Raw genomic sequence first — 13,770 nt, forward strand, 5'->3', positions numbered from 1 at the left:
GCTTTTCGACAGTTGCGATCGCAACTGGACGCGAAATCCTCGAAGGAAGAGGAGGTGCAGCGGATCACTCCGCCGCCACACCCATCCGGCTACGCTCCATCTCTTCCAGCGCACGACGGTATTCAACCGGCATGACCTTGCGGAATTTCGGGCGGTAGTCGGCCCAGTGATCGAGGATTTCCTTTGCCCGCGTCGAGCCGGTGTAGTGGAAATGGTTCGAAATCAACTGGTAGAGGCGCTCTTCGTCGTGGCGGGTCATGTCACCGGAGACGTCGACGCGTCCCTTGTGCATGAGGTCGCCGCCGTGATGATGCAGCTTCTCCAGCAATTCATCCTCTTCCGGAACCGGTTCCAGCTCGACCATCGCCATGTTGCAGCGACGGGCGAAATCGCCCTTCTCGTCGAGCACATAAGCGACGCCGCCCGACATACCGGCTGCGAAGTTGCGGCCGGTTTCGCCGAGCACGACGACGACACCGCCGGTCATATATTCGCAGCCATGGTCACCCACGCCTTCGACGACGGTGATGGCGCCGGAGTTGCGCACCGCAAAACGCTCACCGGCGACGCCACGGAAGTAGCATTCGCCTTCGGTCGCGCCGTAAAGCACGGTGTTGCCGACGATGATCGAATGTTCGGCTGAGATCTGCGAGTTTTCCGGCGGACGGATGATGATGCGGCCACCCGAAAGACCCTTGCCGACGTAGTCGTTACCGTCACCGATGAGGTTGAAGGTGACGCCGCGCGCCAGGAACGCGCCGAAGGACTGGCCGGCCGTGCCTCTCAGCGTGACGTTGATCGTGTCATCCTTCAGGCCGCGGTGACCATAGCGCTTGGCGACGGCGCCCGACAGCATCGCACCGGCCGAACGGTCGACGTTCTTGATGTCGACTTCGAAGGCGACCGGCGTCTTGCTGGCAAGCGCCGGCTCTGCCTTCTCGATCAGCTTGCGGTCGAGAATGTCGACGATCGGGTGCTTCTGCACGGTCGTCCAATAGGTGTCTTCCTTCGGCGCATCGACCTTGTGGAAGATGCGGCTGAAGTCGAGCCCCTTGGCCTTCCAATGGGCGAGCATATCATCCTTCTCCAGCAGTTCCGAAGCGCCGATGATGTCGTCCAGCTTGGTAGCGCCAAGCGAGGCGAGAATTTCGCGCACTTCCTCCGCAACGAAGAAGAAGTAGTTGATGACATGCTCCGGCGTGCCCTTGAAGCGCTTGCGCAGAACCGGGTCCTGCGTCGCAACGCCGACTGGACAGGTGTTGAGGTGGCACTTGCGCATCATGATGCAGCCGGCCGCAATCAACGGCGCGGTGGCGAAACCGAATTCGTCTGCGCCGAGCAGCGCGCCGACGATGACGTCGCGGCCGGTCTTCAGACCGCCATCCACCTGCAGGGCGACGCGTGAGCGCAACCCGTTCAGCACCAGCGTCTGCTGTGTCTCAGCAAGGCCGATTTCCCAGGGCGAACCCGCATGCTTCAGCGAGGTGAGCGGCGAAGCGCCCGTACCACCGTCGAAGCCGGCAACGGTGATGTGATCGGCGCGCGCCTTGGCAACGCCGGCGGCGACGGTGCCGACACCGACTTCCGAGACGAGCTTGACCGACACATCAGACGTCGGGTTGACGTTCTTCAGGTCGAAGATGAGCTGCGCCAGATCTTCGATCGAGTAGATATCATGGTGCGGCGGCGGCGAGATCAGGCCCACACCCGGCGTCGAATGGCGGGTCTTGGCGACGGTGGCGTCGACCTTATGGCCGGGCAACTGGCCGCCTTCGCCGGGCTTGGCACCCTGCGCCACCTTGATCTGCAGCACGTCGGCATTGACCAGATATTCGGTGGTCACACCGAAGCGGCCGGAGGCGATCTGCTTGATGGCGGAGCGTTCCGGGTTCGGCGAACCGTCGAAGAGCGGCATGTAGCGGTCGGATTCTTCTCCGCCTTCGCCGGTGTTCGACTTGCCGCCGATGCGGTTCATGGCGATCGCCAGCGTCGTATGCGCCTCACGGCTGATCGAGCCGAAGGACATGGCGCCTGTCGAGAAGCGCTTGACGATATCGACGGCGGGCTCGACCTCGTCGACCGAGATCGGCTTGCGGCCGAGTGTTTCCGCACCCTTGATCTTGAAGAGACCGCGGATGGTGTTCATCCGGAGCGCCGACTGGTTGACCATCTCCGAGAACTCGCGATAGCGGTCCGCAGCATTACCGCGCACGGCATGCTGAAGGGCGGCGACAGCATCCGGCGTCCAGGCATGGCTTTCACCGCGCATACGGTAGGCATATTCGCCGCCGATATCGAGCGTGCTTGCCAGGATCGGATCACGGCCAAAAGCCGACTTGTGACGGGCAACGGTTTCCTCGGCAATGGTTTCGAGGCCGATGCCTTCGATCATCGTCGCCGTGCCGAAGAAGTACTTGTCGACCAGTTCCTGCTGCAGGCCGATCGCATCGAAGATCTGCGCGCCGCAATAGGACTGATAGGTCGAAATGCCCATCTTCGACATGACCTTGAGGATGCCTTTGCCGACCGCCTTGATATAGCGATAGACGACTTCGCTCGCATCGACTTCCTTCGGGAAGTCACCGCGCTGATGCATGTCGAGCAGCGTGTCGAAGGCGAGATAGGGGTTGATTGCCTCGGCGCCATAGCCGGCGAGCAGGCAGAAATGGTGCACTTCGCGCGGCTCGCCGGTTTCAACGACGATACCGACCGACGTGCGCAGCCCCTTGCGGATTAGGTGATGGTGAACGGCCGCCGTCGCCAGCAGCGCCGGGATCGCGATGCGGTCCGGCCCGATCTGGCGGTCGGACAGCACGATGATGTTGTAGCCGCCGCGAACGGCCGCTTCCGCACGCTCGCAGAGACGGTCCAGCATTTCCGGCATGCCTTCGGCACCGCGCTCGACATCATAGGTGAAGTCCAGCGTCTTGGTGTCGAAACGGTCTTCCGTATGACCGATCGAGCGGATCTTTTCCAGATCGCCATTGGTCAGGATCGGCTGACGCACTTCCAGCCGCTTGGCATTGGCCATGCCGGTATGGTCGAGCAGGTTCGGGCGCGGACCGATGAAGGAAACGAGGCTCATCACCAGCTCTTCGCGGATCGGGTCGATCGGCGGGTTGGTGACCTGCGCGAAGTTCTGCTTGAAATAGGTATAGAGCAGCTTCGGCTTGTCGGACATGGCCGAGATCGGCGTGTCCGTGCCCATGGAGCCAATCGCCTCCTGCCCCGTCGTCGCCATCGGCGACATCAGGATCTTGGTGTCTTCCAGCGTGTAGCCGAAAGCCTGCTGGCGATCGAGCAGCGACACGTCGCGGCGCAGCGCCCGCGGCTCCACCGGCTTCAAGTCTTCGAGGATCAACTGCGTGCGGTTGAGCCAGCTCCGATAGGGATGCTTGGTCGCAAGCTCCGACTTCACCTCGTCGTCGGAGATGATCCGGCCCTTTTCCATATCGATGAGCAGCATCTTGCCCGGCTGCAGGCGCCACTTCTGAATGATCTTTTCTTCCTCAACCGGCAAAACGCCGGCTTCGGACGCCATGATGACGCGATCGTCGTTGGTGACGAGATAGCGGGCCGGACGCAGGCCGTTGCGGTCGAGCGTCGCGCCGATCTGCTTGCCATCGGTGAAGGCGACAGCGGCCGGACCATCCCACGGCTCCATCAGGGCGGCATGATATTCGTAGAACGCCTTGCGTTCCGCCGCCATCAACTGGTTGCCGGCCCAGGCTTCCGGGATCAGCATCATCACGGCATGCGCCATGGAATAACCACCGCGCACGAGGAATTCGAGCGCGTTGTCGAAGCAGGCGGTGTCCGACTGTCCTTCGTAGGAAATCGGCCAGAGCTTGGAGATGTCGTCGCCGAAGAGCGGCGAAGAGACCGAAGCCTGGCGCGCCGCCATCCAGTTGACGTTGCCGCGCAGCGTGTTGATTTCTCCGTTATGGGCGACCATGCGATAGGGGTGCGCCAGCTTCCACGACGGGAAGGTGTTGGTGGAAAAGCGCTGGTGCACGAGAGCGACGGCCGATTCGAAACGCGGATCGGCTAGATCCTTGTAATAGGCGCCGACCTGATAGGCGAGGAACATGCCCTTGTAGACCACGGTCGAGCTCGACAGCGAGACCGGGTAGAAATTGCTCTCTTCGCCCTCATATTCCGCATAGATGCGGTTGGAGATCACCTTGCGCAGAGTGAACAGGCGGCGCTCGAATTCCTCATGCGTGCCGGCATCGCGGCCGGCGCCGATGAAGACCTGCACATGATGCGGCTCTGTAGCGGCGATGTCAGGCGCCTTCGAGAGCGAGGAGTTGTCGACCGGCACATCGCGGAAGCCGAGCAGAACCTGGCCCTCTTCGGCGACGACCTGCTTGATGGCGGTCTTGAAATGCTCGATCAGCGCCTCGTCGCGCGGCAGGAAGAAATGGCCGACGCCATATTCGCCGGCCTTCGGCAGGGTAACGCCCTGCAAGGCCATTTCCTCGCGGAAGAAGCGGTCCGGAATCTGCACGAGAATGCCGGCGCCATCGCCCATCAGCGGATCGGCGCCGACAGCGCCGCGATGCGTCAGGTTTTCCAGAATGAACAGGCCGTCGCGCACGATCTGGTGCGACTTCTGGCCCTTCATATGCGCGACAAAACCAACGCCGCAGGCATCATGTTCATTGCGCGGATCATAGAGGCCCTGCTTCGGCGGGAGGCCTCCCGAGGCCAAACGATCGGCACGTTTCGACGTATTGACCGTGGCGGCAGCCTCTGCTGCTGCGATATGGTCAAAAGTCATGGACGGCGTCCTGTTCGTCATCGTTTTCCCTCCGGTAAGGCCCGCATCGCGGGCGATCCTTCGTCCCGCGCCGCCCCGTTATCGGGTCCGACGCGCGACAGCGCTGTTGCATTGTGAAGATCGGGCCGCAGACCATGACTCCTTGGTGGAGCCCGTCGTCAGCGTTCCGCGCCTTGCTTATTCCACCGCCGCTCCGCCTGATCGCCTCACGGCTCGATAGGACATGCTCGCGGTAACTATAGCTCGAAATCCCGATATCGTCAGGACCCTCTAGCGCATCTTCGGCCTTGGCGGCCAAAATAGGACAGCAACCCTGTCCTAATTCATCAGCTCTATGCCAGAAAGTGATCGGCTTCGCAAGAGCAAAACGGCAAAATAACGTTAACCCGCGACGGAAGATTGCCGATGCTTCAAAATTCGAGCAAGAAAGTTTCACCGCACCGCATCATTTTGTTTGTTGATTGCGTAGATCAATTTCTGTGATGTGTCCTTCAGCATGGCACTCTTGATCCCCTGCGGCATTGGATTAATGTCCGTCGGACCTCAGCTAACCCTCCCGTAATCCCGTTGATTCAGTTGGTGCATATCCATGTTTTTTGCTTCCGATAATTGGGCCGGCGCCCATGCCAAGATCGCCGAACGCCTCCTTGCCGAATCCGGCGGTTTCGCCGCAGCCTACGGCACCAGCGATCTCGACCAGAAGATTGAAGCTAAGTTCGCCGAGATCTTCGAGCGTGAGGTCGCCGTCTTCTTCGTCGCAACCGGCACGGCCGCCAATTCGCTGTCGCTCGCCAGCGTCCAGAAGCCGGGCGGCGTCAGCTTCTGCCATCCAGAAGCACATGTCGCCGAGGACGAATGCGGGGCGCCGGATTTCTTCAGCGGGGCGCGGCTGGCGACGGTCGATGGTGCGGCCGGTAAAATCGACGTGAAGGCGCTCGTCACCAAGGTCGCCCGCTTTCCGCAGGATGACCTCCATCATGGCCGCGCCGCGGCAGTGACCATCACCCAGGCAACGGAGATCGGCACGGTCTATTCACTCGCTGAAATCGACGCCATCGCCTCCGTCTGCAAGGCAAACAGCCTGCCACTGCACATGGATGGCGCCCGCTTCGCCAATGCGCTGGTCGCGCTCGGCGTCAGCCCGGCGGAAATGACCTGGAAGCGCGGCGTCGACATCCTTTCCTTCGGCGGCACCAAAAACGGCTGCTGGTGCGCGGAGGCGATCGTCTTCTTCAATCCGGAGCAGGCGAAGGAGATGCACTTCATCCGCAAACGCGCCGCCCAGCTTTTCTCCAAGTCGCGTTTCATCGCCGCCCAGTTCGACGGCTATTTCGAAGATGGCCTCTGGCTCGACCTTGCCCGCCATTCCAACCGTATGGCCGATCGCCTGCGCGCTGGCATCGAGCAGGTCGCCACCGCACGCCTCGCCTGGCCGACCGCCTCGAACGAAGTCTTTGCGATCATTTCGAAATCGGCCGCCAAGACCGCCGAGGACAGGGGTGCAAAGTTCTACGAATGGCCGATCCCGGAATCGCGCCCCGAGCTGGTAAACGCGAACGAGACACTGATCCGCCTCGTCACCAGCTTCGCCACGACAGATGACGATGTCGCCGGCTTCCTGGCTTGCCTCGCCTGATTTTCGGGTAAAAAAGGAGCGCCGTAGCTGTCCCATTGGGACGCACGCGGCGCTCAGCACCTCATTTGGAGGTTAAATTCTCACTTGGGTGCATGAACAGTGCGGAATGTGAAACGTCTTGGCCCGATTGGCCTGGCATATGGCGGGTTATGACCGTCATCGCCATCACGCAGGCGACCAGCCCGCAAATAAACATCGCACCATATTTCATCGGGCTGATTTTCCTCGACTCAGCTCGTTTAGTTGGCTTCAAGGGTACCAACGAAAACTGACATGAACCTGAATAGGTGAATCAAAAAGGTAGGACACGCGGAAGGCGTGTCGGAAGCCGGCGAAGGAACTTCAGCGAAGTTCAGAATATTATCCATATGATTCTAAATATTTTTTATGGATGGCATCGCCGCTCTGATACGTCAGATGGATCTCAGCCCTCTCACCTTCGCCAGAATATCCTCCGACAAGGCGCTGACCAGCAACTGATCCGCTCCCTTGCGTGGCACCAACACGAATTCGACGTCCTCCAGCATCGGCAGCCAACCGGGCGCAATTTCCGACAGTCCTGTTGGCGCCATGCTGCGGGGCTGAACGAGGACGCCCATGCCGGCACGCGCCGCCGCCGTCAGGCCGCTGAGGCTGCCGCAGGTACAGACGATGCGCCAGGGCACCTGTTGACGGCGCAGCGCCTCAAGCGCTACGGCCCGGGTAACGCTTGGGGCGGGAAAGGCGATCAGCGGTAAAGGCGCCGCGAGCTTGCGAATGCGCTCCGGATCGCGCGCCAGCCAGACCAGCGGCTCACGATAGACGAGCCTCCCCCTGGCGTCGCCGAGGCGGCGCTTGGCAAGAACGAGGTCGAGGTCGCCATTGTCCTGCATTTCATAGAGCGTGCCGCTGAGCGCGACCGTCAATTCGAGATCGACGGAAGGATGCGAGCGAACGAATTCTTCCAGCACATCCGGCAACTGGCTGGTGACGAAATCCTCGGAGACACCGAGCCGCAGGGTGCCGCGCAGACTGTTGCCGGCAAAGAGCTGCTGCACCTCCCCCTCGATCGACAGCATCTGCCGGGCATGGCCGAGCAGCGCCTCGCCGTCGCCCGTCAACACCACTCGATGCGTGTCGCGGGCCAGAAGCTTGCGGCCAAGCGTAGTTTCCAGCCGCTGGATATGCTGGCTGACCGTGGGCTGGCCGAGGCCAAGCCGCTCGGCCGCGAGCGTGAAGCTGCCCATCTGCTCGACGGCAACGAAGCTGCGCAATTGCGTGAGATCAAGCATGACACTCATCCTGAATCACGATAACTGTTATTCCTTGCATCGCGGATCACGATAGGTCTATGTGCTAGAACTAATCTTACGGAATTGCAAATCGGGGTTGGCATCATGCGCCGCTTTCTTCCAGACACTTTCACCATCCTCCTCGTGCTCACCGTGTTGACGGCATCCTTCTTCCCCGTGCAAGGGACCAGCGCCAGCTACTTCGGCACCGCCACCAATTTTGCCATCGGCCTGCTGTTCTTCCTGCACGGCGCGCGCCTGTCGCGGGATGTGGTCATTGCCGGTCTGCTGCATTGGCGGCTGCACCTGGTCATCCTGCTGACCACCTTCGGCATTTTCCCGCTCCTGGCTCTCGCCATGGGCGTGCTGGTACCGGCCCTTCTGCCGCAAGCGCTTTACACCGGCATCCTGTTCCTCAGCGTGCTGCCCTCAACGGTGCAGTCCTCGATCGCCTTCACCTCGATTGCCGGCGGCAATGTGCCGGCCGCGATCTGCGCCGCGTCGGCCTCCAATATTTTCGGCATGTTCCTGACGCCCCTGCTCGTCGGCGTGCTCTTCTCTGTTGGCGGCCATGGCGGTGGATTCTCCTGGGACGTGCTGGAGCAGATCATGCTGCAACTGCTCGCGCCCTTCATCGCCGGCCAGGTCCTGCAGCCGTGGATCGGCAATTGGATACGCTCGAAGAAGACGATCCTGATGCCGGTTGACCGTGGCTCGATCCTGATGGTCGTCTATTCGGCCTTCAGCGAGGCCGTCGTCGAGGGCCTGTGGCATGCCTTCTCGCTCGTCGATATCGCCACGGTCATCGTCGCCAACATCGTGCTTCTGGCGCTGGTGCTCTGCATCACCATGTTCGGCAGTCGCGCGCTCGGCTTCTCCCGCGCCGACGAGATCACCATCACCTTCTGCGGTTCGAAAAAATCGCTTGCGAGCGGCGTTCCGATGGCCAACGTCATCTTCGCCGGCCAGGGCATCGGCGCCATTGTCCTGCCACTGATGCTGTTTCACCAAATCCAGTTGATGGCCTGCGCCGTCATCGCCCAAAAATATGCGGATGCCGCCAAGAGGCGGGAAGCGGCCAAGGCGGGCGTGGCCTCCAAGGCGAACGGAGCCCCGAACGCCGCGTGAGGACCATTCCAGCCACGATCGAATACAAAAGGCGGCGCCCCAACGGAGCGCCGCCTTGCTTTTGTGACCTTGGGAGGATCGGTCTTTGGTCTATTGATTGAAGGCCGTTAGTTGATACGGGCCTCGATTGCCTTCGGGGTCTCGACCGGCTCGGCGGCGATGGAGATACGGCGGGGCTTCATGGCTTCCGGAATGTTGCGCAACAGATCGATGTGCAGCAGACCATTCTTCAGCGAAGCCGCCTGGACCTCGACATGATCGGCGAGCTGGAAGCGGCGCTCGAAGGCGCGCTTGGCGATACCGCGATAGAGATATTCGCTGGCCTCAGCCGGCTCCTCGCTCTTTTCACCCTTGACCTGGAGAACATGGGCATGAGCCTCGATGCTCAGTTCCTTTTCATCGAAACCGGCAACGGCCATGGTGATGCGATAGGTGTTCTCACCGGTACGCTCGATGTTGTAGGGCGGATAGGTCTGGGCCTGATCCGGCTGCGCAAGGCTGTCAAGCATGGTGAAGAGACGGTCGAAACCGACGGTGGAACGATAAAGGGGAGAGAAATCTACGTGACGCATGGTGTCCTCCTGTGAGCGACGATTGCGATTCGGTTGTGCCCCATGACCCCGCTCTGGGCGGTCTCGGGACGGTTATGCGAGCCCTTTTGGCACCCGCAGAGTGGAGATGGTGATCGCTTTTCGGGAGTTCAAGACCCCTGAAGACATCTCCCGAATTTCAGACATAACGCCGCGTGAACCACAGATGAACGGCCGGTTCGGCACCCGTTCAGGCTGGCGGGCCTACCAATGGAACCATCGGATACATTCACTGTCCGATGACTGAAGTGTATCGTCCCTTCTTCTTCAGTCCTTGCTAGGCCGGCGACGCGGATCTCTCTATCTCCGCAAGCCGGCCCTTTTCTTTCCTTCCGTCAGCGCAACAGCTTCAGCGAGCCCGTCAGCGATTTCACCCATTTCGACGGACCCGCTATCCCCAGACCGTCAATCGCTTCCATTTGGAGGTCTCGGTCGGGAAACATTGCCTCATACTCCCTGTAATCGTGCAGAGAGCGTGCAAATGCCGGAAAGGCGACGACCGCCCGTTCGCCCTGCGGCGGCAATGCCTTCAGCAGCAGCGACCGGATGGTATCGGCATCCGCCTGCAGCATCGGAACCGGCATGTTCGAACTGATGTCGATGGCCCGCCCTTCGCTGTCGATCAATTGCTGCGCCGCAAGCGTAGGAAATCGCGCGCCCAGCCCGATCGCAATAGCGCTGGCGGTATTGGCGATCAGCCCGAGCGGCAGATCCGGATTGATGACGATGGCGAGGCGGATATCGGGAAGCATGGGAAACCTGTTGCTGGTGTCGATGTTCCCAAAAGAATATCCTGGGCGTCGCGGAGATTCTTACCTTTTATTGCCAATACTTGGCTATATATGGCAGACTCTACCCATATCGACCCATAATAAGGCGACATATGCCCTCCGCACTTGAACCGATCGACCTGAGAATCCTCGAAGCACTCCAAAAGGACGGACGCCTGACCAATCAGGCACTTTCGTCCGAAGTCGGACTCTCCACCTCCCCATGCTGGCGGCGTGTGCGTCAATTGGAAGAAACAGGGGTCATCCAGGGCTATACGGCAAGCCTCGACAGGCGCCAGATCGGCCTCGGCGTCCTGGCTTTTATCAGGGTGAAGATCGATAGCCACAGCGAGGCCGAAGCCGAGGAATTCTCGCGCGACCTGCTAAAGCTGAGCGAAGTCGTAGCATGCTACAGCATCGCCGGAGACTCGGATTTCCTGCTGCAGGTCGTTGCAGCGGACCTCGACAGCTACGCGGATTTCGCGATGGCGGCCGTTCGCCGATTGCCCCGTATCAAGGAAATGCAGACGACGTTCGTGCTCAAGGAAATCAAGCCTTTCAAGGGGTTTCCGCTGGGTGTCGGGCAGCGATAACGGCCCAAGACGAATTTGCTCGTTCACTGGTCAACACTTGGCTGCTGCGCATGCCTCGACAGCCCTTTACGTTTGGGCCGAAGGCATCCTATGCTTAGGTGAGTGGCAGGCCGGTCGGGGAGGTTGTTGAATGTCGGCACTCCCTTTCTCGAAGATTTCTGAGCCGCTGAGCGCGCTGCTTGCTGCAATCGGTCTCGTGACCGTTGCTGCGCTCACCATGCCGGACATGACCGGACAGACTAGGCTCATTCTGGAAGTCCTGCTTGCCGGCATCTGGGCTGCCTATGTCCTGCAATTGATCGAAACGCTGATCGTCCGTCGGACAAAAAAAGTTCGCGACAAGGGGCCGGAAATAGTCGTCGATGTGCTCGCCGTTCTCATCCCCATGGCTGCGTTCCTGTTCGTCGGCGGCCGCGACCAAAGCCTCTATTGTGCCATCTGGCTGCTGAAACCCCTGCGCGGCTCGAACTTCTTCCGACTATTGGGCAGGGTCCTCACTAAAGAGGCGCCCAACCTGATCGGCGTCACTTCGATCTTCGGCATTGTTCTATTCGGCGCGGCACTCGCAGCCTATGTCATCGAGCGCGATGTCCAGCCCGACAAGTTCGGCAGCATACCCCTGGCGATGTGGTGGGCGGTAGTGACCTTATCGACCACCGGCTACGGCGACGAGATTCCGCAAAGCTTCGCCGGCCGCGTTCTCGCCGGACTGGTTATGATGAGCGGCATCGGCATCTTTGCCCTTTGGGCCGGCATCCTCGCCACCGGCTTCTACGAAGAGGTCCGCCGCCAGGACTTCGTGCGCAATTGGCAGTTGGTTGCGGCCGTGCCGCTGTTCCAAAAACTTGGTTCTGCCGCACTGATCGAGATCGTACGGGCGCTGAGGCCGCGCGTCGTACCGGCGGGCACCGCAATCTGCCGCAAGGGCGACACGGGCGATCAGATGTTTTTCATCGTCGAAGGCCGCGTCAGCGTCGCGACACCACATCCGGTGGAGCTCGGCTCCGGCAGCTTCTTCGGCGAGATGGCGCTGATCAGCGGCGAACCCCGCTCGGCAACCGTCAGCGCCGTCACCGAGGTCTCGCTCCTCTCGCTCTATTCCGCCGACTTCCAGATGCTGTCCAGCAGCAGCCCGGAGATCGCCGACATCATTCGCAAAACAGCACTCGAGCGCCGCGGTACGACACCGAAGACTTGAGGGCGACGCCGATGGCTCGGCCCCGTTGACCTTCTATACGACCGTTTCGTAATCTGTTGGCGGTGACAAAATCGATATCGTTGCGTCGCCTCGGCGCTGCCTCCTCATTTGGTGACGCTTGTTCTGATCCCACTTCGGCACGGCTCAATGCATCCGAGACTACTCAAGACATTCCTGGCGGTTGCCCGAAATCGGAATTTCACTCGTGCGGCCGAGGAGGTGAATCTCGCGCAATCGAGCGTGAGCGATCAAATCCAGTCGCTCGAAACCGAACTGGGCACTAAGCTCTTTATTCGGTTGAGATCGGGCTTGGAACTCACGGCAGCGGGCGAAGCACTGAGACCCTATGCCGAAGAAATTCTGATGATGGCGGACGAGGCGCGTGCGGCCGTCGAGGCAGCCTCGGGGCGCACCGCGGGAACGGTGACGATCGGCGCACTGGAGACGATTGCTTCCGTGAGGCTTCCGCAATGGCTGGCGGCTTTTCAAAGCAATCATCCTGATGTCAATCTGCGGCTGAAAGTTGCAGGCAGCGGCGATCTATTGCGGAAGGTCGAAGACGGCGAGATCGATGTCGCCTTCTGTTTTGACAAGGACGGTCTCGATGAACGCCTGGCGAAGCGGATGATATCGGCGGAGCCATTGGTTCTTATCGCGCCTCCTGGGCAGGAATCCTTATCGAAAGGAGGCGATTTGGCTGCGCTTGCTTCTACGAGCTTCGTCGCAACCGAGGCCGGTTGCATCTATCGACACCTGTTCGACAAGGTCTTCGACGAGGCTGGGATAGCGGCACCGAAACTCGCCGCCGAAGTCGGCAGCATCGGTACAATTGCCCGGCTCGTGGCAGCCGGTACAGGGATGAGCCTGGTTCCGCGGCTTGCGGTCGCCGACGCCCTCGATCGCGGCGAAATCAACGAGCTGCCCTGGCCCGGCCCAACCCGGACAGCGTCGCTTGTGATGATTTGGCGGCGCAGGCGTGTTCAGCCCCCAGCCTTGAAATTGTTGCTGGCAGCCGAAAGCAACGGTTTCGTACCCGCTAAACCAACCGGTGCCCGCCCTCGACATGCAGTATCGTTCCCGTTGTGAAAGCATTGCCCATCAGGAAACTGATGGCGTCGGCGATATCTTCCGGTTGTCCTACGCGCCCAACCGGCAGCCGTTTTGCCATGGCGTTCAGCGTCTCGTCCTTCTTGTCGCCGGCAACGAGCGTCCAGATCAGTGTGTCGACCCAGCCGGGCGAAACGGCATTCACACGGATTGGCGCCAACTCGACCGCGAGCGCCCGGACCAGCCCTTCCAAGCCCGCATTGACGGCGGCAACAACCGACCCTCGCGCCGCTGGACGATAGGCCGCGATACCGGATGTGAAGGTGATGGAGCCAGTTGGAGAGAGTGCTGGCGCGCCATATTTCGCCAGCAATAGCGGTCCGTAGAATTTGCTTTCCACAACCTTTTGCGCAGCTTTGAGATCCAGCGAGGGCAGCAGCTCATAAGCACCTTCGATATCGGCGGCTGTGCTCACGATATGGTCGAGCCGACCGACCCGCTCGAATAGATCGGCAACCTGGCCTTCCTGCGTGATATCGGTCGCGATCGTGGAAAGTGCCGGATTTTGGAATTCCGCGCCGGTGCGCTTCAGTTTGTCCGCGTTCCGCCCAACGATGATGACCTCGGCACCGACGGCGAGCGAGCGTTTCGCCAGCGCCAAGCCCATTCCAGAGCTGCCGCCAACAATAAGAATTCTTGAATTCACGATTTCAGCAATTGCCATGTCTTTCATTCCCATACGGATGACCACGGC

Annotated in this window: 11 protein-coding genes; 6 read left to right on the forward strand and 5 right to left on the reverse strand. The window is 60.7% G+C overall.

The features are described from left to right. Positions 1–64: 64 nt before the first annotated feature. Positions 65–4,804: a glutamate synthase large subunit gene (gene gltB, locus N2601_RS13265; RefSeq protein ID WP_104824259.1), complete on the reverse strand. Its 4,740-nt coding sequence runs from the start codon at positions 4,802–4,804 to the stop codon at positions 65–67. A gap of 568 nt (positions 4,805–5,372) precedes the next feature. Here gltB and N2601_RS13270 point away from each other — a divergent pair. Then, entirely contained in the window at positions 5,373–6,419 is a 1,047-nt protein-coding gene (locus N2601_RS13270) for a threonine aldolase family protein (RefSeq protein WP_104824260.1), read from the forward strand. Positions 6,420–6,568: 149 nt separating this feature from the next. Beyond that, entirely contained in the window at positions 6,569–6,691 is a 123-nt protein-coding gene (locus tag N2601_RS13275; protein ID WP_260303136.1) for a hypothetical protein, read from the forward strand. 141 nt (positions 6,692–6,832) lie between these two features. Here N2601_RS13275 and N2601_RS13280 read toward each other — a convergent pair whose 3' ends face one another. After that, a complete protein-coding gene (locus N2601_RS13280) occupies positions 6,833–7,690 on the reverse strand; it encodes a LysR family transcriptional regulator (RefSeq protein WP_104824261.1) in 858 nt (285 codons plus the stop codon). 105 nt (positions 7,691–7,795) lie between these two features. Between N2601_RS13280 and N2601_RS13285 the strand changes: the two genes are divergently transcribed. Further along, on the forward strand, positions 7,796–8,818 hold the full coding sequence (locus N2601_RS13285) for a bile acid:sodium symporter family protein (protein ID WP_104824262.1): 1,023 nt from the start codon (positions 7,796–7,798) through the stop codon (positions 8,816–8,818). A 107-nt stretch (positions 8,819–8,925) separates the two neighbouring features. Here N2601_RS13285 and N2601_RS13290 read toward each other — a convergent pair whose 3' ends face one another. Together N2601_RS13290 and N2601_RS13295 are read right to left on the reverse strand one after the other, a co-directional pair. Further along, positions 8,926–9,390 carry an Hsp20 family protein gene (locus tag N2601_RS13290; RefSeq protein WP_104824263.1) on the reverse strand — a complete coding sequence of 155 codons (465 nt, stop codon included), beginning with the start codon at positions 9,388–9,390 and terminating at the stop codon, positions 8,926–8,928. Positions 9,391–9,743: 353 nt separating this feature from the next. Beyond that, a complete protein-coding gene (locus N2601_RS13295) occupies positions 9,744–10,160 on the reverse strand; it encodes a DUF2000 domain-containing protein (RefSeq protein WP_104824264.1) in 417 nt (138 codons plus the stop codon). Positions 10,161–10,291: 131 nt separating this feature from the next. On the opposite strand from N2601_RS13295, the gene N2601_RS13300 reads away from it, so the two are divergent. From N2601_RS13300 to N2601_RS13310, 3 genes are all read left to right on the forward strand, one after another. Then, positions 10,292–10,771, forward strand: a complete 480-nt coding sequence (locus N2601_RS13300; RefSeq protein ID WP_104824265.1) for an Lrp/AsnC family transcriptional regulator — start codon at positions 10,292–10,294, stop codon at positions 10,769–10,771. 130 nt (positions 10,772–10,901) lie between these two features. After that, the gene (locus N2601_RS13305) at positions 10,902–11,969 is read left to right on the forward strand and encodes a cyclic nucleotide-gated ion channel (RefSeq protein ID WP_104824266.1); all 1,068 of its coding nucleotides are present in this window, start codon (positions 10,902–10,904) and stop codon (positions 11,967–11,969) included. 147 nt (positions 11,970–12,116) lie between these two features. Further along, positions 12,117–13,055: a LysR family transcriptional regulator gene (locus tag N2601_RS13310; RefSeq protein WP_260303137.1), complete on the forward strand. Its 939-nt coding sequence runs from the start codon at positions 12,117–12,119 to the stop codon at positions 13,053–13,055. Here N2601_RS13310 and N2601_RS13315 read toward each other — a convergent pair. After that, positions 13,006–13,740 carry an SDR family oxidoreductase gene (locus N2601_RS13315; protein WP_260303138.1) on the reverse strand — a complete coding sequence of 245 codons (735 nt, stop codon included), beginning with the start codon at positions 13,738–13,740 and terminating at the stop codon, positions 13,006–13,008. The two genes, N2601_RS13310 and N2601_RS13315, sit on opposite strands and share 50 nt — an antisense overlap. Positions 13,741–13,770: the final 30 nt, after the last annotated feature.

Origin of the sequence: Rhizobium sp. CB3060 (assembly GCF_025200735.1) — a bacterium.
Classification (GTDB): Bacteria; Pseudomonadota; Alphaproteobacteria; order Rhizobiales; family Rhizobiaceae; genus Rhizobium.

Coding starts and splice junctions, on each gene's coding strand:
- N2601_RS13285 (WP_104824262.1), top strand. CDS start 7,796: ATGCGCCGCTTTCTTCCAGACACTTTCACCATCCTCCTCGTGCTCACC.
- N2601_RS13290 (WP_104824263.1), bottom strand. CDS start 9,390: ATGCGTCACGTAGATTTCTCTCCCCTTTATCGTTCCACCGTCGGTTTC.
- N2601_RS13315 (WP_260303138.1), bottom strand. CDS start 13,740: ATGGCAATTGCTGAAATCGTGAATTCAAGAATTCTTATTGTTGGCGGC.
- N2601_RS13270 (WP_104824260.1), top strand. CDS start 5,373: ATGTTTTTTGCTTCCGATAATTGGGCCGGCGCCCATGCCAAGATCGCC.
- N2601_RS13310 (WP_260303137.1), top strand. CDS start 12,117: ATGCATCCGAGACTACTCAAGACATTCCTGGCGGTTGCCCGAAATCGG.
- N2601_RS13295 (WP_104824264.1), bottom strand. CDS start 10,160: ATGCTTCCCGATATCCGCCTCGCCATCGTCATCAATCCGGATCTGCCG.
- N2601_RS13280 (WP_104824261.1), bottom strand. CDS start 7,690: ATGCTTGATCTCACGCAATTGCGCAGCTTCGTTGCCGTCGAGCAGATG.
- N2601_RS13305 (WP_104824266.1), top strand. CDS start 10,902: ATGTCGGCACTCCCTTTCTCGAAGATTTCTGAGCCGCTGAGCGCGCTG.
- N2601_RS13275 (WP_260303136.1), top strand. CDS start 6,569: ATGACCGTCATCGCCATCACGCAGGCGACCAGCCCGCAAATAAACATC.
- gltB (WP_104824259.1), bottom strand. CDS start 4,804: ATGACGAACAGGACGCCGTCCATGACTTTTGACCATATCGCAGCAGCA.
- N2601_RS13300 (WP_104824265.1), top strand. CDS start 10,292: ATGCCCTCCGCACTTGAACCGATCGACCTGAGAATCCTCGAAGCACTC.